This window comes from Verticiella alkaliphila, from assembly GCF_018904615.1.
Classification (GTDB): domain Bacteria; phylum Pseudomonadota; class Gammaproteobacteria; order Burkholderiales; family Burkholderiaceae_B; genus Verticiella; species Verticiella alkaliphila.
Window position 1 is genome coordinate 60,847 of sequence record NZ_JADCNH010000021.1, and the last position, 16,879, is coordinate 77,725.

Here is a 16,879-nt window from a genome sequence, read left to right on the forward strand (position 1 = left end):
GGGAGGCGATGAAGGAAGGGAGGGGTACGGCAAGGGTCGGGCGAGCCAACAAACGAAAAAACCTCGCGCGGGAGGGCTTTTCAGATTGCCCGGGCGTCTCGAGGACGCACGTGACTTAAGCGGCTTCGGCTTCTTCCGCTTCGACGGGCTCGGGACGGTCCACGAGTTCCATGAAGGCCATCGGGGCGTTGTCGCCCTGGCGGAAGCCCATCTTCAGAACACGGGTGTAGCCGCCGTTGCGCTCGGCAAAGCGCGGGGCGATCTCGTTGAAGAGCTTGGTGACGGCGTCACGATCACGCAGGCGGGCGAAGGCCAGACGGCGGTTGGCGACGGAGTCGGTCTTGCCGATCGTGATGAGGGGCTCGATCACGCGGCGCAGTTCCTTGGCCTTGGGCAGCGTGGTCTTGATGGCTTCGTGCGTGATCAGCGCGACGGCCATGTTGCGGAACATGGCAAGACGGTGGCTGCTGGTACGGTTGAGCTTGCGAAGGCCGTGACGATGGCGCATGGTTGTTTCCTTGATTGAATCTAGGGTTGAAGCGATGGGGTTGTCTTGACCCTGTCGCTATGATGTCCAGCTCTTCTATCGGTCTATGCCGCGGGCCGGTAAAACGCGCGATTCTACTACGCTTTCGGGATATTGAAAAGGCCGCAGCACATGACATGCTGCGGCCTTCGAACGGCAAGATCACGTCACCGGGTGCCCGGCCGGGGCGGCGAAGCCGCCTGGCCTGGGCACCTCAGGTTCAGGGACGCTCGAGGCCCAGCGGGGGCCAGTTCTCGAGCTTCATGCCCAAGGTCAGGCCGCGGGCGGCCAGGACTTCCTTGATCTCGTTGAGCGACTTGCGACCCAGGTTCGGGGTCTTCAGCAGCTCGTTCTCGGTACGCTGGATCAGGTCGCCGATGTAGTAGATGTTCTCGGCCTTCAGGCAGTTGGCCGAGCGCACCGTCAGCTCCAGGTCATCGACCGGGCGCAACAGGATCGGGTCGATCTGCGGGGCGCCGCGCGAGGGCATGTCGGCCGATTCGGCCGAGCCTTCCAGGGCTGCAAAGATCGACAGCTGATCCATCAGGATGCGAGCCGACTGACGCACCGCTTCCTCGGGCGAGATCACGCCGTTGGTTTCGATGTCCAGCACCAGCTTGTCCAGATCGGTACGCTGCTCGACGCGGGCGTTCTCGACGGCGTAGCTCACGCGCAGCACGGGGCTGTAGGACGCATCCAGAACGATGCGGCCGATGGTGCGGGAGTGGTCGTCGGCAAAGCCGCGCACGTTGCCGGGCACGTAGCCACGGCCCTTCTCGACCTTGATCTGCATCTCGAGCTTGCCACCTTCGGTGAGATTGGCGAGCACGTGTTGCGGATTGATGATCTCGACGTCGTGGGGCAGCTCGATGTCGGCCGCGGTGACCACGCCGGCGCCCGTCTTGCGCAGGGTCAGCGTCACTTCCTCGCGGTTGTGCAGCTTGAAGACCACGCCCTTCAAGTTCAGCAGCATGTCGACGACGTCTTCACGCACGCCTTCCACGGTGGAGTACTCGTGCAGCACGCCGGTGATCTGCACTTCGGTGGGGGCGTAGCCCGCCATCGACGAGAGCAGGATGCGACGCAGGGCGTTGCCCAGCGTGTGGCCATAACCGCGCTCGAACGGTTCCATGACGACACGGGCGTGGTTCTGCCCGATCGCTTCGACGTCGATGCTGCGCGGCTTCAAGAATGCGGCGTTTGCCATGTGACTGCTTCCTTCTCAATACCCTCGGCTCGTTACACCGATAAGGCTGATGGAATGAACAACGGGCGGACCGCCTCCCGATGGGAAGGCAGACCGCCCGCAGGGGACTGCAATTAGCGCGAGTACAGTTCGACGACCATGGACTCGTTGACGTCGCGGGCGACATCAGCGCGGTCCGGAGCCTGCTTGAACGTACCGGTCAGCTTGTTGGCGTCGACGTCGACCCACTGCGGCATGCCCTGGCTGGCGGCCAGTTGCAGCGCTTCCTGGATACGGCCTTGCTTCTTGGCCTTCTCGCGGATGGAGACGATGTCGCCAGCCTTCAGGATGATCGACGGGATGTCGGCCGTGTGACCGTTCAGCTCGATGGCGCGGTGGTTCACCAGCTGGCGAGCCTCGGCGCGGGTCGAACCGAAACCCATGCGGTAGACGACGTTGTCCAGGCGCGATTCGAGCAGCTGGATCAGCGTTTCGCCGGTGTTGCCACGACGGCGCTCGGCTTCAACGAAGTACTTGCGGAACTGCTTTTCCATCAGGCCGTACATGCGCTTGAGCTTCTGCTTCTCGCGCAGCTGCTGACCGTAGTCAGACGTACGAGCACCGGACGTGCGACCGTGCTGGCCGGGCTTGCTGTCCAGCTTGCACTTGGAATCCAGCGAGCGACGGGCGCTCTTCAGGAACAGATCAGTGCCCTCGCGACGCGAGAGCTTGCACTTGGGACCAATATAACGTGCCACGTGGAATCCCCTTTAGATGCGACGACGCTTGGGCGGCCGGCAGCCGTTGTGCGGCACCGGGGTGACATCGGAGATGCTGGTGATCCGGATACCGAGCGCGTTGAGCGCACGGACCGAGGATTCACGGCCGGGGCCGGGACCCTTGATACGGACTTCGAGCGTCTTGATGCCATATTCCAACGCGACGCGGCCGGCGCTTTCAGCGGCGACCTGAGCGGCGAAGGGGGTCGACTTGCGCGAGCCTTTGAAGCCTGCGCCACCCGACGTGGCCCACGACAGGGCGTTGCCCTGGCGGTCCGTGATGGTGATGATGGTGTTGTTGAAGGACGCGTGGACGTGCGCGATGCCGTCCGAGACGTTCTTCTTGACCTTTTTGCGCACACGCTGCGCGCCGCTACCTTGAGCTTTTGCCATGATGTGGGATCCTGATTATTTCTTCAGCGCGACACCGGCGCGACGCGGGCCCTTGCGGGTACGGGCGTTCGTGCGGGTACGCTGACCACGGAGCGGCAGGCCGCGCTTGTGGCGCAGGCCGCGGTAGGTTCCGAGGTCGATCAGACGCTTGATCGAGAGCTGCACTTCGCGGCGCAGGTCGCCTTCGACGGTGATGGCGCCGATCTGTTCGCGGATGCGCTCGAGCTCAGCGTCGTTCAGCTCCTTGACCTTCTTGTCCAGCGGCACGCCGGCGGCTTCGCAGATTTGGCGAGCGCGGGTGCGGCCGACACCGAAGATGGCCGTCAGGCCGATCGAGGTGTGCTTGTGCGGGGGGATGTTGATGCCAGCAATACGGGCCATGACTATTGATTCCTATACGTGGCTCGACTCAACCCTGGCGCTGCTTATGGCGCGGGTCGGTACAAATCACCCGCACCACACCGTGGCGCTTGATGACCTTGCAGTTGCGGCAAATGCGCTTTACAGATGCCATGACTTTCATGTGTCACTCCTGAGGTTCCGCACGCATGACGTAGCGATACGCCATGGTTCGTGCGCGAGAAAGGCGAAAAGGGCTCATGCCCTGCCCTGCCTTGTCGCCCGGAATCGATTCCGGTGATGATGCGCCGGGGCAACCGCCGGTTTCCCGGCGATGCCTGCCTCGGCATGAATTACAGGGGCCGAAGGATAACACCGATCGCCCGGTGCTGTCCTTCTTTTCGGCCCCCGATGTCAGCGCACCGGCAGATTCATGCCCTTGAAGGAAGCCTTCTTGAGCAGACTGTCGTACTGGTGCGACATGATGTAGGCCTGCACCTGGGCCATGAAGTCCATGGTGACGACCACGATGATCAACAGCGACGTGCCGCCGAAGTAGAAGGGCACGTTCCAGCGCAGGACCAGGAACTCAGGCAGCAAGCACACCAGGGTGATGTAGATGGCGCCCGCCAGCGTGAGCCGGGTCAGGATCTTGTCGATGTAACGCGAGGTCTGTTCGCCCGGACGAATGCCCGGAATGAACGCCCCACTCTTCTTCAGGTTGTCGGCCGTCTCGCGGCTGTTGAACACCAGCGCCGTGTAGAAGAAGGCGAAGAAGATGATCGCCAACGCATACAGCGCGATGTAGAACGGCTGTCCAGGCGAGAGCGCCGCAGCGATGTCACGCAGCCAGATCAGGCTGTCGCCCGTCGCGAACCATTGGGTCAGCGTGGCGGGGAACAAGATGATCGACGACGCGAAGATCGGCGGGATCACGCCAGCCATGTTGAGCTTGAGCGGGAGATGCGAGCTCTGACCACCGTACAGCTTGTTGCCGACCTGGCGCTTCGCGTAGTTCACCGTGATGCGGCGTTGGCCGCGCTCGACGAACACCACGAATGCCGTGACCAGCACCACGAGAAAGACGATGAACAGGGCCGACAGCACCGCCATGGCACCCGTGCTCACGAGCTCGAACAATCCGGCGAGTGCGGACGGCAGGCCGGCCACGATACCCGCGAAGATGATGATCGAGATCCCGTTGCCCAGGCCACGCTCAGTGATTTGCTCGCCCAGCCACATGAGGAACATGGTGCCGGTGACCAGCGAGATCACGGTGGTGACGCGGAACAGCATGCCCGGATCGATCACCAGGCCTTGCTGGGACTCCAGCGCGACCGAGATGCCGATGGCCTGGACGATCGCCAGGCCGAGCGTGCCATACCGCGTGTACTGCGTGATCTTGCGGCGGCCGGCCTCGCCCTCTTTCTTGATGGCTTCGAGCGACGGCACGATGACCGTCATCAGCTGCATGATGATCGATGCAGAGATGTACGGCATGATGCCGAGCGCGAAGATCGAGAAACGCGAGAGCGCGCCGCCCGAGAACATGTTGAACAAGCCCAGGATCCCACCCTGGTTCTGCTGGAACAGCAGCGCCAGTTGATCCGGGTTGATGCCCGGCACCGGAATATGGGTGCCCAGCCGATACACGATCAGCGCGAGGACCAGAAACACCAGACGGCGTTTCAGGTCGCTGAAGCGCCCCCCGGTTTTGCCCAACCTATTCGCAGTAGCCAACGTAGACCTCTTGCCTTGCCTAGTATCAGGCGGCCGCGTTCAGCACGCCGCCGGCAGCTTCAATGGCAGCCTTGGCGCCAGCCGTGGCCTTCAGGCCGTTGAGCGTGACCTTGCGGGTCAGCTCGCCGGACAGAATGACCTTGGCGTAACGCACTTGCTGGCCGACCACGCCGGCTTGCTTCAGAACCTGGACGTCGATGTCGTCGACGGGCAGCTTCTCGAGATCCGACAGGCGGACTTCGGCAAACAGGTGATCGTTCAGCGGCTTGAAGCCACGCTTGGGCAGACGGCGCTGCAGCGGCATCTGACCGCCTTCGAAGCCGACCTTGTGGAAGCCGCCCGAACGCGACTTCTGACCCTTGTGGCCACGGCCGGCGGTCTTGCCCAGGCCGGAACCGATACCACGGCCGACACGGCGCTTGGCATGCTTGGAACCCTCAGCGGGCTCCAGGGTGTTGAGACGAATGGTGTCTTGCATGTCTGTTCCTTCAGGCTTCCGACACGGCGACCAGATAGGACACCTTGCGGATCATGCCACGGACTTCGGGGGTGTCGACCAGCACGCGGCTGCTGTTCACCTTGCCGAGGCCCAGGCCGCGCACGGTGGCGCGGTGCGACTCGCGCGTGCCGATCGGCGAACGCACGAGCGTGACTTTGACTTGCTTCTGCGTCGTCATGTCTTACCCCAGGATCTCTTCGACGGTCTTGCCGCGCTTGGCAGCAATTTCCGACGGAGTGGACGAGTTGCGCAGACCGTTCAGGGTCGCACGCACCAGGTTGTAGGGATTGGTCGAGCCCAGGCTCTTCGCGACGACGTTACGCACGCCCATCACGTCGAAAATGGCGCGCATCGGGCCGCCGGCGATGACGCCGGTACCTTCGGCTGCGGGCGAGATCAGCACCTTGGAGGCGCCGTGCTTGCCGACAACAGCGTGATGCAGCGTGCCGTTCTTCAGCGACACCTTCACCAGCTCGCGACGTGCCTGTTCCATCGCCTTTTGAACAGCGACGGGCACTTCACGGGCCTTGCCCTTGCCCATACCGATACGACCGTCACCGTCGCCCACCACGCTCAGCGCGGCGAAGCTCATGGTACGACCACCCTTGACCACCTTGCTGACGCGGTTGACCGCGATCATCTTCTCGCGGAAACCGTCGTCGCGCTCTTCGGCGACCTGGTTCTTGCCTTGCATCTTGGCCATTTGATCCTCGCTTAGAACTTCAGGCCGGCTTCGCGCGCGGCTTCAGCCAACGCCTTCACACGACCGTGGTAGCGGAAACCGGAACGGTCGAAGGCGACCGTTTCGATACCGGCGGCGCGAGCCTTTTCGGCCACACGCTTGCCGATCAGGGTGGCGGCGGCGGCATTGCCACCGGCACCAGCCTGACCTTCAAGCTGCTTGCGCACTTCCGGCTCGACGGTCGAGGCGCTGACCAGCACCTGATTGCCTTCGGGCGAGATGATGCTCGCGTAGATGTGGAGGTTCGAGCGGTGCACCGAAAGACGGTGAACGCCGAGCTCCGAGATTTTGCGACGCGTAGGCACGGCACGGCGCAAACGGGATTGTTTTTTGTCCATGATGAGTCCTTACGCCCCTTACTTCTTCTTGGTCTCTTTGATGATGACCCGCTCATCCGAGTAGCGCACGCCCTTGCCCTTGTAGGGTTCGGGTTCGCGGTACGCGCGGATTTCAGCGGCCACCTGACCAACGACTTGCTTGTCGGAGCCAGAGAGAATGATTTCCGTCTGCGTGGGGCATGCCACCTTCACGCCGGCGGGCATCTTGTGCACGACGTCGTGCGAGAAGCCCAGCTGCAGCTTGATGGAATCGCCTTGAGCCTGGGCACGGTAGCCCACGCCCACGAGCTGGAGCTTGCGCTCGAAGCCCTTGCTCACGCCGGTGACCATGTTGGCCACGAGGGCGCGCAGGGTGCCGGACATCGCCTTGGCCTGACGCGAGTCGTTCGCCACGACGAAAGAGAGCTTGCCGTCCTCTTCCGTCACGGTGACGTCGCCCGTCAACGGCTGCGTCAGGGTGCCCAGGGGGCCCTTGACAGTGATCTGCTCGGCGCCGATGTTCGCTTCCACGCCCTTGGGCAGAGCGACGGGGTACTTTGCAATACGTGACATGTGATTCTCCTTACGCCACGTAGCACAGGACTTCGCCACCCACGCCATTGGCACGGGCGCGACGGTCCGTCATCACGCCGCGGGAGGTGGACACGATCGCCACGCCCAGGCCATCGAGGACCTGAGGAATGGCGCTGCGGCCCTTGTAGATGCGCAGACCGGGGCGCGACACGCGCTCGATCCGCTCGATGACCGGGCGACCGGCGTAGTACTTCAAGGCGATTTCCAGGACGGGCTTGCCATCATTGGCATCCACGCGGAAATCCTCGACATAGCCTTCGTCCTTCAGCACGGCGGCGATGGCCACCTTGAGCTTGGAGGAGGGCATGCTGACCGAAACCTTATCCACTTGCTGCGCGTTGCGGATGCGGGTCAGCATATCGGCGATGGGATCGCTCATGCTCATGTTTTATTCTCCTACCAGCTTGCCTTGGTCATGCCCGGGATCTCCCCGCGCATCGCCATCTCGCGCAGCTTCGTGCGTGCGAGACCGAATTTGCTGAACACACCACGCGGGCGGCCCGTGATCGCGCAGCGATTGCGCTGGCGGGTCGGGTTGGCGTTACGCGGCAGTTGTTGCAGCTTCAGGCGAGCCTGATAGCGCTCTTCGTCGGACTTGGACTGGTCGTCGATCGTCGCCTTGAGCGCAGCGCGCTTGGCGGCGAACTTGTTCGCGAGCTTCTCGCGCTTGACTTCACGATTGATGAGTGAAAGTTTGGCCACGTCATCTACCCCTTAGTTACGGAACGGGAAGCTGAACGCGGTAAGCAGCGCGCGGGCTTCGTCGTCGGTCTGGGCGGTCGTGGTGATGCTGATGTTCATCCCACGCAGCGCGTCGATCTTGTCGTACTCGATTTCGGGGAAAATGATCTGCTCTTTCACCCCGATGTTGTAGTTGCCACGACCGTCGAACGCACGACCGGAGATACCACGGAAGTCACGCACGCGCGGCAGCGCGACGTTGACCAGGCGGTCCAGGAATTCGTACATGCGTTGGCCACGCAGGGTCACCATGCAACCGATCGGGTAGTCTTCCCGGATCTTGAAGCCGGCGATTGCCTTGCGGGTCTTGGTGATGACGGGCTTCTGGCCGGAGATCTTCGTCAGATCGCCAACAGCGTGCTCGATGACCTTCTTGTCGGCCACGGCTTCGGACACACCCATGTTCAGGGTGATCTTCGTGATGCGCGGCACTTGCATCACACTCTTGTAGCCGAACTTCTCGGTCATTTGACCGACGACCTTGCTGCGGTAGAACTCTTGCAAACGCGACATAGTGATCCCCATTACGCCTTCGCGCCAACGACATTGCCGTTGGAGCGGAAAATGCGCACTTTCTTGCCGTCTTCGATCTTGACGCCCACGCGATCGGCCTTGCCGGTAGCGGGATTGAAGAGAGCGACGTTGGAGATGTGGATCGGCATAGCGCGTTCCACGATGCCACCGGTCTCGTTGCGCATCGGGTTCGGCTTGACGTGCTTCTTGGCGACGTTCACGCCTTCGACGAGGACGTAGTCCGCGTTCACGCGTTCGAGCACCACGCCACGGGCCTTGCGGTTCTTGCCGGCGATGACGATGACTTCATCACCCTTACGGATATTGTTCATGGCGGCTCCTTACAGCACTTCCGGCGCCAGCGAGACGATCTTCATGAACTTTTCCGTACGGAGTTCACGCGTGACCGGCCCGAAGATGCGGGTGCCGATGGGTTCGAGCTTGGCGTTGAGCAACACGGCAGCGTTGCCGCCGAAGCGGATGAGCGAGCCGTCCTTGCGGCGCACGCCCTTGGCGGTGCGAACCACCACGGCGTTGTAGATCTCGCCCTTCTTGACGCGCCCGCGCGGGGCGGCGTCCTTGACGCTCACCTTGATGATGTCGCCGATGGCGGCGTAGCGACGCTTGGACCCGCCCAACACCTTGATGCACATGACTGCGCGCGCACCCGTGTTGTCGGCCACGTCCAGCGTGGTCTGCATTTGAATCATGATTTACCTGTATCCAACTTGATTCACAAGAACCCGCCGCGAGCGCGACGTGTACCGTGATCAGTTTTGGCCCCGTCCAGCTGGCTTGCGCCCGCCTTGGGAAGAATCCTGCGGCACATCGTACCTGCCGCAGCATGAATGACCGCTGTCATTTCCCTGCGAATGCCCTGCCCCGCGAACAACACAGGTCAGGACACTTCTGCCTCCTCCCCCTTCAAGCGGCCTGTCGACCTGGCTCCGCGTCCGAAAACGCCGAATGCCTGAAGGGCAAGATAGAGATGGCAAGTCGGCTATTCTAGCCCGCCCAAGGATCGCATGCAAGCATGGCTGTGGTGCAAAAGCCATGGAAACTGCCCCGAAGAGCAGCGCGTGCACAAAATTACCCCCACGCTCGCCTTCGGCTCGCTGCCCCCCGAGGGGGCCGCGTTTTTGCCTTGGGGCGGCCCGGCGGCAAAAACAAACGGCGGACCGCCGTGAAGCAGTCCGCCGCTGTCCTTGGCTACCGGGATCAGATGATCCGGGCGGCCTCGAGCAGCTTGGTCACCGTCCACGCCTTGGAGCGCGAAATCGGACGACCTTCAGCGATTTCGACCATATCGCCTTCGTTGTACTGATTGGTCTCGTCGTGCGCCTTGTACTTGGCCGAGCGCATGATCACCTTGCCCAGCAGCGGGTGCTTGACCCGACGCTCGACCAGAACGACCACAGTCTTGTCCATCTTGTTGCTCACGACGCGGCCAACCAGCTTGCGCTGGCGGGAGCCGGTCTGAGCCTGTTCGGTTGCAGTGCTCATTTACTGTTCCCCTGCCTTCTGGCCCAGCACGGTGCGCACGCGAGCGATGTCGCGGCGAACCTTGCCGAGTTGGCTGGTGTTGGACAATTGCTGCGTGGCCACCTGCATGCGCAGGCTGAAATGGGCCTTCAGCAGGCTTTCGAGCTCCTGCTTGAGCGCGGCCTTGTCCTTGTTGCGGAGTTCGCTGGCTTTCATGTTCTTTCCTCTCGCGATCAGGCGCCGATGTGGCGGGACACGAAGGTCGTCGCGATCGGCAGCTTGGCCGCAGCCAGGCGGAACGCTTCGCGAGCGGTCTCTTCGTTGACACCTTCCATCTCGTACAGCACCTTGCCCGGCTGGATCTCGGCGACCCAGTACTCGGGGTTGCCCTTACCGTTACCCATCCGGACTTCGGCGGGCTTCTGCGAGATCGGCTTATCGGGGAAGATACGGATCCAGATACGGCCGCCACGCTTGATGTGACGGTTGATCGCACGACGAGCGGCTTCGATCTGGCGAGCGGTCAGACGGCCACGGCCGGTGGCCTTCAGACCGAACTCGCCGAACGAGACGTTCGTGCCGCGCGTGGCCAGGCCGGTGTTACGGCCCTTCTGCTCTTTGCGGTATTTCCTGCGTGCTGGCTGCAGCATGCTTATTCTCCGTCTTTCGCGGGCGCAGCGTCACCAGCCGGCCTGCCTTCGGGTTTGCGCGGACCACGGCCGCGGTTGCCCGCGGGCGGACGGCCACCAGGACGATCGCTGCGCGGGCGGCGGGGACGGCGTTCGTCCTCACGCGGCGTTTCCGCGGCGGCGGTCAGCTCGGCGCTGCCCAGCGTGTCGCCCTTGTACACCCACACCTTGATGCCGATGAGGCCGTAGGTGGTGTGTGCTTCGGACGTGCCGTAGTCGATGTTGGCGCGCAGCGTGTGCAGCGGCACACGGCCCTCGCGGTACCATTCGGTACGCGCGATTTCGATGCCGTTCAGGCGGCCCGAGCTCATGATCTTGATGCCCTGGGCACCCAGACGCATGGCGTTCTGCATGGCGCGCTTCATGGCACGGCGGAACATGATCCGCTTTTCCAGCTGCTGCGAGATGGAGTCGGCGATCAGTTGAGCATCGACTTCCGGCTTGCGGATTTCTTCGATGTTCACGTGCACCGGCACGCCCATCAGGCGCTGCAGGTCGGCCTTCAGGACTTCGATGTCCTCGCCCTTCTTGCCGATCACCACACCCGGACGGGCCGAGTAGACGGTGATGCGGGCATTCTTGGCCGGACGCTCGATGACCACGCGGCCAACGGAGGCGTTCTTCAGCTTCTTCTTCAGGTATTCGCGAACCTTCGCGTCCTGAATCAGCATGCCGGCGTAGGCCTTGTCGTCAGCGTACCAACGCGAGGACCAGTTGCGGCTGACAGCCAGCCGGAACCCGGTCGGATGAATTTTCTGTCCCATCGTGGCTCCTTAGGCTCCGACCTTGACCACGATGTGGCAAGTCTGCTTTTCGATCTTCACGCCGCGACCCTTCGCGCGTGCATCGAAGCGTTTCATCGAAGCGCCCTTGTCGACGTAGATGGTCTTGACCTTCAGTTCGTCGATATCGGCGCCGTCATTGTGCTCGGCGTTGGCGATGGCGGACTCCACAGCCTTGCGGATGATTCCAGCCGACTTCTTCGGCGTGAAAGCAAGGATGTTGAGCGCCTGGGCCACCGGCTTGCCGCGGACCATGTCGGCCACGAGGCGAGCCTTCTGCGCGGACACGCGCACGCCCTTGATGACGGCGGCGGTTTCGTTACCCTTTTGCATGGCCATTACCTCTTGGACTTCTTGTCGGCGGCGTGACCCTTGAACGTACGGGTCAGCGCGAACTCACCGAGCTTGTGACCGACCATGTTCTCGTTGATGTACACGGGAACGTGTTGACGGCCGTTGTGCACGGCGAAGGTCAGCCCAATGAACTCGGGCAGGATGGTGGAACGGCGCGACCAGACCTTGATCGGCTTCTTCTCGCGGCCACCCGTGGCCGACTCCACCTTCTTGAGGAGGTAGGAGTCGACAAAGGGGCCCTTCTTGATCGAACGTGACATGGTTCGCCTCTTACTTGCGCTTGCGCCGTTGGACGATCATGCTGTTCGTCCGCTTGTTTCGACGGGTCTTGAAGCCCTTGGTGGGGGTACCCCACGGGCTGACCGGTTCACGGGCTTCGCCGGTGCGGCCTTCGCCACCACCGTGCGGGTGATCGACCGGGTTCATGGCAACACCACGAACCGTCGGACGCACGCCGCGCCAGCGCACTGCGCCGGCCTTGCCGATTTGGCGCAGGCTGTGTTCTTCGTTGCTGACTTCGCCGATCGTGGCGCGGCACTCGATGTGCACGCGACGCACTTCACCGGAGCGCAGGCGAACCTGAGCGTAGGTGCCTTCACGGGCGAGCAGCACGGCGGAAGCGCCGGCCGAGCGGGCCATTTGCGCACCCTTGCCAGGCAGCATTTCCACGCAGTGGATCGTGGAACCGACCGGGATGTTGCGGATCGGCAGGGTGTTGCCGGCGCGGATGGGGGCTTCGCTACCCGACATCAGCGTGGCGCCGACCTGCAGGCCGCGCGGAGCGATGATGTAGCGGCGCTCGCCATCGGCGTAGCACACCAGCGCGATGTGCGCCGTGCGGTTCGGATCGTATTCCAGGCGCTCGACCTTGGCAGCGATTCCGTCCTTGTTGCGGCGGAAATCGACGACACGGTAGTGCTGCTTGTGACCACCGCCGCGGTGACGCGTGGTGATGTGACCGTTGTTGTTGCGGCCAGCGTTCTGGATCTGCTTTTCGAGCAGCGGCGCGAAGGGCTCACCCTTGTGCAGGTGGGGGTGAACCACCTTGACCATGCCGCGGCGACCAGGCGACGTCGGCTTGAGCTTGACGATAGGCATTTACTTCACCTCCTGCGCGAAGTCGATCTCCTGACCTTCCTTCAGGCTGACGTACGCCTTGCGCTCATTGCGGCGCTTGCCCATGAAGCGGCCGAAGCGCTTTTGCTTGCCCTTGGTGTTCAGGACTTGAACCGACTCGACTTCCGCCTTGAACAGCAGCTCGACGGCGGCCTTGATCTCGGGCTTGGTGGCATCGGGCACAACACGGAACACGATCTGCTGGTTCTTGTCGGCGACGAAGGTGGCCTTTTCGGTCACGATCGGGGCGAGCAGCACCTGCAGCAGGCGTTCGGTGGACAGATTGGCTTTGACTTGGCCGTTCATCCCAGCATCTCCTCGAGTTGCGCGATGGCCGGGCGCGTGATCAGCACTTGCTTGTAGTGGATCAGCGACAGCGGATCGGCGTAGCGCGGCTCGATCACCGCCACGTGCGGCAGATTGCGCGTGGCGAGGTAAAGGTTTTCGTCGAAGGCGTCGGTGATGATGAGCACCGACGAACCGGCGACACCCAGGCCGTAGGCCTTGAGCTTGTCAGCGGCCTGCTTGGTCTTCGGCGTGTCCAGCGTGAAGTTCTCAACGACGGAGATGCGCTCTTCGCGAGCGAGCTGCGACAGGATCGAACGGATCCCGGCACGGTACATCTTCTTGTTGACCTTCTGGCTGAAGTTCTCTTCCGGCGAGTTCGGGAACGCGCGACCACCCCCACGCCACAGCGGCGAGGACGTCATACCGGCACGAGCGCGGCCCGTACCCTTCTGGCGCCAGGGCTTCTTGGTCGAGTGCTTGACGTCCGTGCGGTCTTTCTGCGCACGGTTGCCGGCACGGGCGTTGGCCTGATAGGCCACCACGACCTGGTGCACCAGGGCTTCGTTGAAATCACGCGCGAACACGGTGTCCGGTGCGTTGACGGTCGACTGGGACTCGCCCTTGTCATTCAGGAGCTTGAGATCCATTTAGGCCCCCTTCGCGGCAGACTTGATCGCAGGACGCACGATGATGTCCGCACCGGCGTGACCGGGGACAGCACCACGAACGAGCAGCAGGCCACGTTCGACGTCGACGCGAACCACGTCGAGATTCTGGACGGTACGCTGCACGTGACCCATGTGGCCAGCCATGCGCTTGCCGGGGAAGATGCGACCGGGATCCTGAGCCTGACCGATCGAGCCGGGCACGCGGTGCGAACGCGAGTTACCGTGCGAGGCGCGCTGCGAACCGAAGTTGTGGCGCTTGATCGTACCGGCGAAACCCTTACCGATGGTGGTGCCCGTGACGTCGACCTTCTGGCCTTCAGCGAACACGCTATCGACGGCCAGAACGGCGCCGGCGGCGAATTCAGCGGCCTTCTCGGGGGCGAGACGGAATTCCTTCAGCTGGCTGCCGGCTTCGACGCCAGCGGCGGCGTAGTGGCCAACCTGAGCCTTGGCCACGCGCGAGGCGCGGCGCTCACCGTAGGCGACCTGCACGGCGGCATAGCCGTCGGTCTCCAGGGTTTTGACCTGAGCCACACGGTTGTTCGACACGTCCAGCACGGTCACCGGAATGGATTCGCCATCCTCGGTGAAAATGCGGGTCATGCCGACCTTGCGACCTACCAGACCCAGCCGGAATGCGGCGGGCGTGGATGTCGGATTCGACATTGTTTTCTCCATTCCCGGCTACGATTGGCCGGGGCTAGCAGGGCCCGGGAGGACCCGGGCATTCATGTTTGGCGCCGCTCGAGGACTGCTTTCGCAGCCCCTGCCTGGCATGCACCTGGTGTCTTGCGACACCACCCCTGGTAAAGGCAAGGGGACAAGCACATACCACCGACGCACAACAAATGGGATTCTTGCCAGAAATGGCAAGCTTTGCATGCTAGCACGCGCGGGCGAATGGTGTCCAGCCCGCCGCCACCAGCGCGCCGGACGTTGTGGCGTTGCGACAGCGGCGGCTAGCGCCCGTGCAGGCCCAGCCGCTCGTGCCAGTCGGCCAAGGACTCATCCGGGTAGGCGTCGAAGGTCTTGTCGCCCTCGCCCACACAAGGCTCGGCCCAAGAGGCGCGAGAGCCAAGCATCAGATGCGTGTGCTCGGGCGGCACGGGCAACGGCGTGTCGATGGCCGAGGCATGCGGATGCACGAGTTCCGGCCACTGCGGATCCCAGAGCCAGAGGGCGCTGCCGCACGTGCGGCAGAAGTGGCGCTCGCCGCTGCTCGTCTGAACGCTGCCGTCGGGCTGCGGCATGCGGGCACGATACACCGCGAGATGCTCGCGCCCCTCGACCTGCAGCGTGCGAAAGTCTGCGCCGAGGTTGATGGCAAAGCCGCCAGCTCCTGCTGTCTTTCGGCAGATCGAGCAGTAGCAGCGCATGAAAGGATACGGTTCGTGCGACTCCACCTGGAATCGCACGGCCTGGCAATGACAGGAGCCTTCGAGCTTCATGGGGTTCTCCAGAGACGGCGCGGCGCCACGGGCCCCACCCGCCGCTCAGACCAGTCGGGCCACCAGCCACTGCACGCCATTGAGGATCGCGAGCCCGGCGACGACGCTCGCCAGGGGGTTGCGCCAGCGCACGTAGGTCACGGCAACCGCCGCCAGACCCAGCAATTCCGAGACCAACATGACGGGCTCGCGCGCCCCGCCGCGCAGCGAAAAGAGCAGCAGCACCACCATCACGCACAGGGGCAGTCGGCGGTTGAGCGCATCCACGAAGCGGCTCGCCGTCAACCAGCGATAGGCCGCCAGCGGCAAGGCGCGCAGGCTGAAGGTGACGGCAGCCATGACCGCGATGGCGAGCAACCAGGAAACCGTGGGCGTCATGCGTCGCCCTCCTCGGCATGCCCCGCGTGCCGGGCATCACGCCGCGCCTGCCAACCCAGCCACAGCAGGGCCAGCAGCAGCGCGCCGAGAAGACCGTGCGCATCGGGCAGCACCGCGCGCGCCACCGCCGTCACCACCACGCCTGCCACCAGCGGGAAAGCCTGACGACTTGCGCGGTACTGCTCGATCGCCAGGATCAGAAAGAGACACGGCAACGCGAAATCCAGATTGGGCACGCGCGAGCCGATCGCCGGTCCGAGCAGCGCGCCCACGAGCGTGCCGAGCACCCACCACGCCTGATTGACCGCGGCCACGGGCAGCAGCAGTCGCGCGCGCTGAGCAGGCGGCATCGCGGTGGCGAGTGAGTACGTCTCGTCCGTGAGCGCGGCGAGCGTGTAGAGCCGCGCGGCGCGTTGTCGGGGAAGATCGCGCAACAGGGGCAACGCGTACAAGAGATGTCGCAGGTTGATGAGCAAGGCGGTCAACCCGACCGCGGGCAGACCTGCGCCAGCGGCCAGCAGGGGAATCGCGGCGAACTGCAGTGCACCGGCGTACACCAGGACACTCATGAGCAGGGCGACCCACACCGGGAGCCCCGCCTCGACCGCGAGCACCCCGAAGGCGATACCGACAGGCAGATAGCCGAGGCCCACGGGCAGGCTGGCGCGCAATGCCGTACGCCAGCGCGGCGGCATGGGAGGCGGAGAGGAAGACATGGAAGCGGGGCCGTTAAGCAAACGATGGCGCTGCAAATGACAACGGCGGAACGAGCCAGGCTCGTTCCGCCGTTGCGCGTCTGGGGCCGTCGGCCCCCGGCGCGAATTACTGCAGGGCGATCTCGACGTCCACGCCAGCCGGCAGGTCCAGACGCATCAGGGCGTCAACGGTCTTGTCGGTGGGGTCGACGATGTCCATCAGGCGTTGATGGGTGCGGATCTCGAACTGATCGCGCGACGTCTTGTTGACGTGGGGCGAACGCAGGACGTCGTAGCGACGGATACGCGTGGGCAGCGGCACGGGGCCACGGACCACAGCGCCGGTGCGCTTGGCGGTATCGACGATTTCCGTAGCCGACTGGTCGATGAGCTTGTAGTCGAACGCTTTCAGGCGGATGCGGATCTTCTGCTTTTTCATGGAGATTCCTAAAGAACGATGAGTGGCGCGCAGCGCGCCGGGCGGCGGCATTGTACCGCCGCCCGGCAAAGCATGCGAACTTTACTTGATGATGGTCGCAACCACGCCGGCGCCGACGGTACGGCCGCCTTCACGGATGGCGAAACGCAGACCTTCTTCCATGGCGATCGG

The 16,879-nt window shown here is 63.5% G+C and carries 32 protein-coding genes; all 32 read right to left on the reverse strand.

Going from position 1 to position 16,879, the window contains the following annotated elements; all coding sequences use genetic code 11:
* Nucleotides 1–115: 115 nt before the first annotated feature.
* Nucleotides 116–508: a 50S ribosomal protein L17 gene (gene rplQ / locus IMZ29_RS14160; RefSeq protein ID WP_216185129.1), complete on the reverse strand. Its 393-nt coding sequence runs from the start codon at nt 506–508 to the stop codon at nt 116–118.
* 238 nt (nt 509–746) lie between these two features.
* The gene (locus tag IMZ29_RS14165) at nt 747–1,733 is read right to left on the reverse strand and encodes a DNA-directed RNA polymerase subunit alpha (protein WP_216185132.1); all 987 of its coding nucleotides are present in this window, start codon (nt 1,731–1,733) and stop codon (nt 747–749) included.
* Between the two features lie 113 nt (nt 1,734–1,846).
* Nucleotides 1,847–2,470: a 30S ribosomal protein S4 gene (rpsD, locus tag IMZ29_RS14170; RefSeq protein WP_216185135.1), complete on the reverse strand. Its 624-nt coding sequence runs from the start codon at nt 2,468–2,470 to the stop codon at nt 1,847–1,849.
* A 12-nt stretch (nt 2,471–2,482) separates the two neighbouring features.
* Complete coding sequence (gene rpsK, locus IMZ29_RS14175) at nt 2,483–2,884, reverse strand: 30S ribosomal protein S11 (protein WP_216185138.1); 402 nt, start codon at nt 2,882–2,884, stop codon at nt 2,483–2,485.
* A 15-nt stretch (nt 2,885–2,899) separates the two neighbouring features.
* Complete coding sequence (gene rpsM, locus IMZ29_RS14180) at nt 2,900–3,265, reverse strand: 30S ribosomal protein S13 (RefSeq protein ID WP_216185141.1); 366 nt, start codon at nt 3,263–3,265, stop codon at nt 2,900–2,902.
* Between the two features lie 28 nt (nt 3,266–3,293).
* Complete coding sequence (rpmJ, locus tag IMZ29_RS14185) at nt 3,294–3,407, reverse strand: 50S ribosomal protein L36 (RefSeq protein WP_003806928.1); 114 nt, start codon at nt 3,405–3,407, stop codon at nt 3,294–3,296.
* 230 nt (nt 3,408–3,637) lie between these two features.
* On the reverse strand, nt 3,638–4,963 hold the full coding sequence (gene secY, locus IMZ29_RS14190) for a preprotein translocase subunit SecY (RefSeq protein WP_216185144.1): 1,326 nt from the start codon (nt 4,961–4,963) through the stop codon (nt 3,638–3,640).
* Nucleotides 4,964–4,988: 25 nt separating this feature from the next.
* On the reverse strand, nt 4,989–5,441 hold the full coding sequence (gene rplO / locus IMZ29_RS14195; protein ID WP_216185147.1) for a 50S ribosomal protein L15: 453 nt from the start codon (nt 5,439–5,441) through the stop codon (nt 4,989–4,991).
* Nucleotides 5,442–5,451: 10 nt separating this feature from the next.
* Entirely contained in the window at nt 5,452–5,640 is a 189-nt protein-coding gene (rpmD, locus tag IMZ29_RS14200; protein ID WP_216185150.1) for a 50S ribosomal protein L30, read from the reverse strand.
* 3 nt (nt 5,641–5,643) lie between these two features.
* A complete protein-coding gene (rpsE, locus tag IMZ29_RS14205; RefSeq protein WP_216185153.1) occupies nt 5,644–6,165 on the reverse strand; it encodes a 30S ribosomal protein S5 in 522 nt (173 codons plus the stop codon).
* Nucleotides 6,166–6,176: 11 nt separating this feature from the next.
* On the reverse strand, nt 6,177–6,542 hold the full coding sequence (gene rplR, locus IMZ29_RS14210; protein WP_216185156.1) for a 50S ribosomal protein L18: 366 nt from the start codon (nt 6,540–6,542) through the stop codon (nt 6,177–6,179).
* A gap of 18 nt (nt 6,543–6,560) precedes the next feature.
* A complete protein-coding gene (gene rplF / locus IMZ29_RS14215) occupies nt 6,561–7,094 on the reverse strand; it encodes a 50S ribosomal protein L6 (RefSeq protein ID WP_216185159.1) in 534 nt (177 codons plus the stop codon).
* A gap of 10 nt (nt 7,095–7,104) precedes the next feature.
* Nucleotides 7,105–7,500, reverse strand: coding sequence for a 30S ribosomal protein S8 (gene rpsH / locus IMZ29_RS14220; protein WP_216185162.1), 396 nt, complete (start codon nt 7,498–7,500; stop codon nt 7,105–7,107).
* 11 nt (nt 7,501–7,511) lie between these two features.
* Nucleotides 7,512–7,817, reverse strand: a complete 306-nt coding sequence (gene rpsN / locus IMZ29_RS14225) for a 30S ribosomal protein S14 (RefSeq protein ID WP_216185165.1) — start codon at nt 7,815–7,817, stop codon at nt 7,512–7,514.
* A gap of 12 nt (nt 7,818–7,829) precedes the next feature.
* Nucleotides 7,830–8,369, reverse strand: a complete 540-nt coding sequence (gene rplE / locus IMZ29_RS14230) for a 50S ribosomal protein L5 (protein ID WP_216185168.1) — start codon at nt 8,367–8,369, stop codon at nt 7,830–7,832.
* Between the two features lie 11 nt (nt 8,370–8,380).
* Nucleotides 8,381–8,701, reverse strand: coding sequence for a 50S ribosomal protein L24 (rplX, locus tag IMZ29_RS14235; RefSeq protein ID WP_216185171.1), 321 nt, complete (start codon nt 8,699–8,701; stop codon nt 8,381–8,383).
* Between the two features lie 9 nt (nt 8,702–8,710).
* A complete protein-coding gene (gene rplN / locus IMZ29_RS14240) occupies nt 8,711–9,079 on the reverse strand; it encodes a 50S ribosomal protein L14 (RefSeq protein ID WP_143949700.1) in 369 nt (122 codons plus the stop codon).
* A gap of 508 nt (nt 9,080–9,587) precedes the next feature.
* Complete coding sequence (rpsQ, locus tag IMZ29_RS14245) at nt 9,588–9,872, reverse strand: 30S ribosomal protein S17 (RefSeq protein ID WP_216185173.1); 285 nt, start codon at nt 9,870–9,872, stop codon at nt 9,588–9,590.
* Nucleotides 9,873–10,067 (reverse strand): 50S ribosomal protein L29, encoded by a 195-nt coding sequence (gene rpmC / locus IMZ29_RS14250; protein WP_216185175.1) that lies wholly within the window; start codon nt 10,065–10,067, stop codon nt 9,873–9,875.
* Nucleotides 10,068–10,084: 17 nt separating this feature from the next.
* On the reverse strand, nt 10,085–10,501 hold the full coding sequence (gene rplP, locus IMZ29_RS14255; protein WP_216185177.1) for a 50S ribosomal protein L16: 417 nt from the start codon (nt 10,499–10,501) through the stop codon (nt 10,085–10,087).
* Between the two features lie 2 nt (nt 10,502–10,503).
* Entirely contained in the window at nt 10,504–11,304 is an 801-nt protein-coding gene (gene rpsC, locus IMZ29_RS14260; protein WP_216185179.1) for a 30S ribosomal protein S3, read from the reverse strand.
* 9 nt (nt 11,305–11,313) lie between these two features.
* Nucleotides 11,314–11,655, reverse strand: coding sequence for a 50S ribosomal protein L22 (gene rplV, locus IMZ29_RS14265; RefSeq protein WP_216185181.1), 342 nt, complete (start codon nt 11,653–11,655; stop codon nt 11,314–11,316).
* Nucleotides 11,656–11,660: 5 nt separating this feature from the next.
* Nucleotides 11,661–11,936: a 30S ribosomal protein S19 gene (gene rpsS / locus IMZ29_RS14270; protein ID WP_216185183.1), complete on the reverse strand. Its 276-nt coding sequence runs from the start codon at nt 11,934–11,936 to the stop codon at nt 11,661–11,663.
* A 10-nt stretch (nt 11,937–11,946) separates the two neighbouring features.
* Nucleotides 11,947–12,774, reverse strand: a complete 828-nt coding sequence (gene rplB / locus IMZ29_RS14275) for a 50S ribosomal protein L2 (protein WP_216185186.1) — start codon at nt 12,772–12,774, stop codon at nt 11,947–11,949.
* Complete coding sequence (rplW, locus tag IMZ29_RS14280) at nt 12,775–13,074, reverse strand: 50S ribosomal protein L23 (protein ID WP_216185228.1); 300 nt, start codon at nt 13,072–13,074, stop codon at nt 12,775–12,777. It lies immediately after the preceding gene.
* Between the two features lie 20 nt (nt 13,075–13,094).
* The gene (gene rplD / locus IMZ29_RS14285) at nt 13,095–13,727 is read right to left on the reverse strand and encodes a 50S ribosomal protein L4 (RefSeq protein WP_216185188.1); all 633 of its coding nucleotides are present in this window, start codon (nt 13,725–13,727) and stop codon (nt 13,095–13,097) included.
* Nucleotides 13,728–14,414, reverse strand: a complete 687-nt coding sequence (gene rplC / locus IMZ29_RS14290) for a 50S ribosomal protein L3 (RefSeq protein ID WP_216185191.1) — start codon at nt 14,412–14,414, stop codon at nt 13,728–13,730.
* 293 nt (nt 14,415–14,707) lie between these two features.
* Complete coding sequence (locus tag IMZ29_RS14295) at nt 14,708–15,196, reverse strand: GFA family protein (RefSeq protein WP_216185194.1); 489 nt, start codon at nt 15,194–15,196, stop codon at nt 14,708–14,710.
* Nucleotides 15,197–15,241: 45 nt separating this feature from the next.
* Entirely contained in the window at nt 15,242–15,574 is a 333-nt protein-coding gene (locus IMZ29_RS14300; protein WP_216185197.1) for an AzlD domain-containing protein, read from the reverse strand.
* Nucleotides 15,571–16,290 (reverse strand): AzlC family ABC transporter permease, encoded by a 720-nt coding sequence (locus IMZ29_RS14305; RefSeq protein WP_216185200.1) that lies wholly within the window; start codon nt 16,288–16,290, stop codon nt 15,571–15,573. Before IMZ29_RS14305 ends, IMZ29_RS14300 begins: the two co-directional genes overlap by 4 nt.
* A 106-nt stretch (nt 16,291–16,396) precedes the next feature.
* On the reverse strand, nt 16,397–16,708 hold the full coding sequence (rpsJ, locus tag IMZ29_RS14310) for a 30S ribosomal protein S10 (protein WP_143949678.1): 312 nt from the start codon (nt 16,706–16,708) through the stop codon (nt 16,397–16,399).
* 81 nt (nt 16,709–16,789) lie between these two features.
* Nucleotides 16,790–16,879: EF-Tu C-terminal domain-related protein (locus tag IMZ29_RS14315; protein WP_503660848.1), on the reverse strand; the 90-nt coding region annotated here is incomplete at its 5' end.

Excerpts from the sequence above, each read along its gene's own strand:
- rplQ (WP_216185129.1), bottom strand. The coding sequence starts at position 508 with ATGCGCCATCGTCACGGCCTTCGCAAGCTCAACCGTACCAGCAGCCAC.
- IMZ29_RS14165 (WP_216185132.1), bottom strand. The coding sequence starts at position 1,733 with ATGGCAAACGCCGCATTCTTGAAGCCGCGCAGCATCGACGTCGAAGCG.
- rpsK (WP_216185138.1), bottom strand. The coding sequence starts at position 2,884 with ATGGCAAAAGCTCAAGGTAGCGGCGCGCAGCGTGTGCGCAAAAAGGTC.
- rpsM (WP_216185141.1), bottom strand. The coding sequence starts at position 3,265 with ATGGCCCGTATTGCTGGCATCAACATCCCCCCGCACAAGCACACCTCG.
- rpmJ (WP_003806928.1), bottom strand. The coding sequence starts at position 3,407 with ATGAAAGTCATGGCATCTGTAAAGCGCATTTGCCGCAACTGCAAGGTC.
- rplO (WP_216185147.1), bottom strand. The coding sequence starts at position 5,441 with ATGCAAGACACCATTCGTCTCAACACCCTGGAGCCCGCTGAGGGTTCC.
- rpmD (WP_216185150.1), bottom strand. The coding sequence starts at position 5,640 with ATGACGACGCAGAAGCAAGTCAAAGTCACGCTCGTGCGTTCGCCGATC.
- rpsE (WP_216185153.1), bottom strand. The coding sequence starts at position 6,165 with ATGGCCAAGATGCAAGGCAAGAACCAGGTCGCCGAAGAGCGCGACGAC.
- rplR (WP_216185156.1), bottom strand. The coding sequence starts at position 6,542 with ATGGACAAAAAACAATCCCGTTTGCGCCGTGCCGTGCCTACGCGTCGC.
- rplF (WP_216185159.1), bottom strand. The coding sequence starts at position 7,094 with ATGTCACGTATTGCAAAGTACCCCGTCGCTCTGCCCAAGGGCGTGGAA.
- rpsH (WP_216185162.1), bottom strand. The coding sequence starts at position 7,500 with ATGAGCATGAGCGATCCCATCGCCGATATGCTGACCCGCATCCGCAAC.
- rplE (WP_216185168.1), bottom strand. The coding sequence starts at position 8,369 with ATGTCGCGTTTGCAAGAGTTCTACCGCAGCAAGGTCGTCGGTCAAATG.
- rplX (WP_216185171.1), bottom strand. The coding sequence starts at position 8,701 with ATGAACAATATCCGTAAGGGTGATGAAGTCATCGTCATCGCCGGCAAG.
- rplN (WP_143949700.1), bottom strand. The coding sequence starts at position 9,079 with ATGATTCAAATGCAGACCACGCTGGACGTGGCCGACAACACGGGTGCG.
- rpsQ (WP_216185173.1), bottom strand. The coding sequence starts at position 9,872 with ATGAGCACTGCAACCGAACAGGCTCAGACCGGCTCCCGCCAGCGCAAG.
- rpmC (WP_216185175.1), bottom strand. The coding sequence starts at position 10,067 with ATGAAAGCCAGCGAACTCCGCAACAAGGACAAGGCCGCGCTCAAGCAG.
- rplP (WP_216185177.1), bottom strand. The coding sequence starts at position 10,501 with ATGCTGCAGCCAGCACGCAGGAAATACCGCAAAGAGCAGAAGGGCCGT.
- rpsC (WP_216185179.1), bottom strand. The coding sequence starts at position 11,304 with ATGGGACAGAAAATTCATCCGACCGGGTTCCGGCTGGCTGTCAGCCGC.
- rplV (WP_216185181.1), bottom strand. The coding sequence starts at position 11,655 with ATGCAAAAGGGTAACGAAACCGCCGCCGTCATCAAGGGCGTGCGCGTG.
- rpsS (WP_216185183.1), bottom strand. The coding sequence starts at position 11,936 with ATGTCACGTTCGATCAAGAAGGGCCCCTTTGTCGACTCCTACCTCCTC.
- rplB (WP_216185186.1), bottom strand. The coding sequence starts at position 12,774 with ATGCCTATCGTCAAGCTCAAGCCGACGTCGCCTGGTCGCCGCGGCATG.
- rplD (WP_216185188.1), bottom strand. The coding sequence starts at position 13,727 with ATGGATCTCAAGCTCCTGAATGACAAGGGCGAGTCCCAGTCGACCGTC.
- rplC (WP_216185191.1), bottom strand. The coding sequence starts at position 14,414 with ATGTCGAATCCGACATCCACGCCCGCCGCATTCCGGCTGGGTCTGGTA.
- IMZ29_RS14295 (WP_216185194.1), bottom strand. The coding sequence starts at position 15,196 with ATGAAGCTCGAAGGCTCCTGTCATTGCCAGGCCGTGCGATTCCAGGTG.
- IMZ29_RS14300 (WP_216185197.1), bottom strand. The coding sequence starts at position 15,574 with ATGACGCCCACGGTTTCCTGGTTGCTCGCCATCGCGGTCATGGCTGCC.
- IMZ29_RS14305 (WP_216185200.1), bottom strand. The coding sequence starts at position 16,290 with ATGTCTTCCTCTCCGCCTCCCATGCCGCCGCGCTGGCGTACGGCATTG.
- rpsJ (WP_143949678.1), bottom strand. The coding sequence starts at position 16,708 with ATGAAAAAGCAGAAGATCCGCATCCGCCTGAAAGCGTTCGACTACAAG.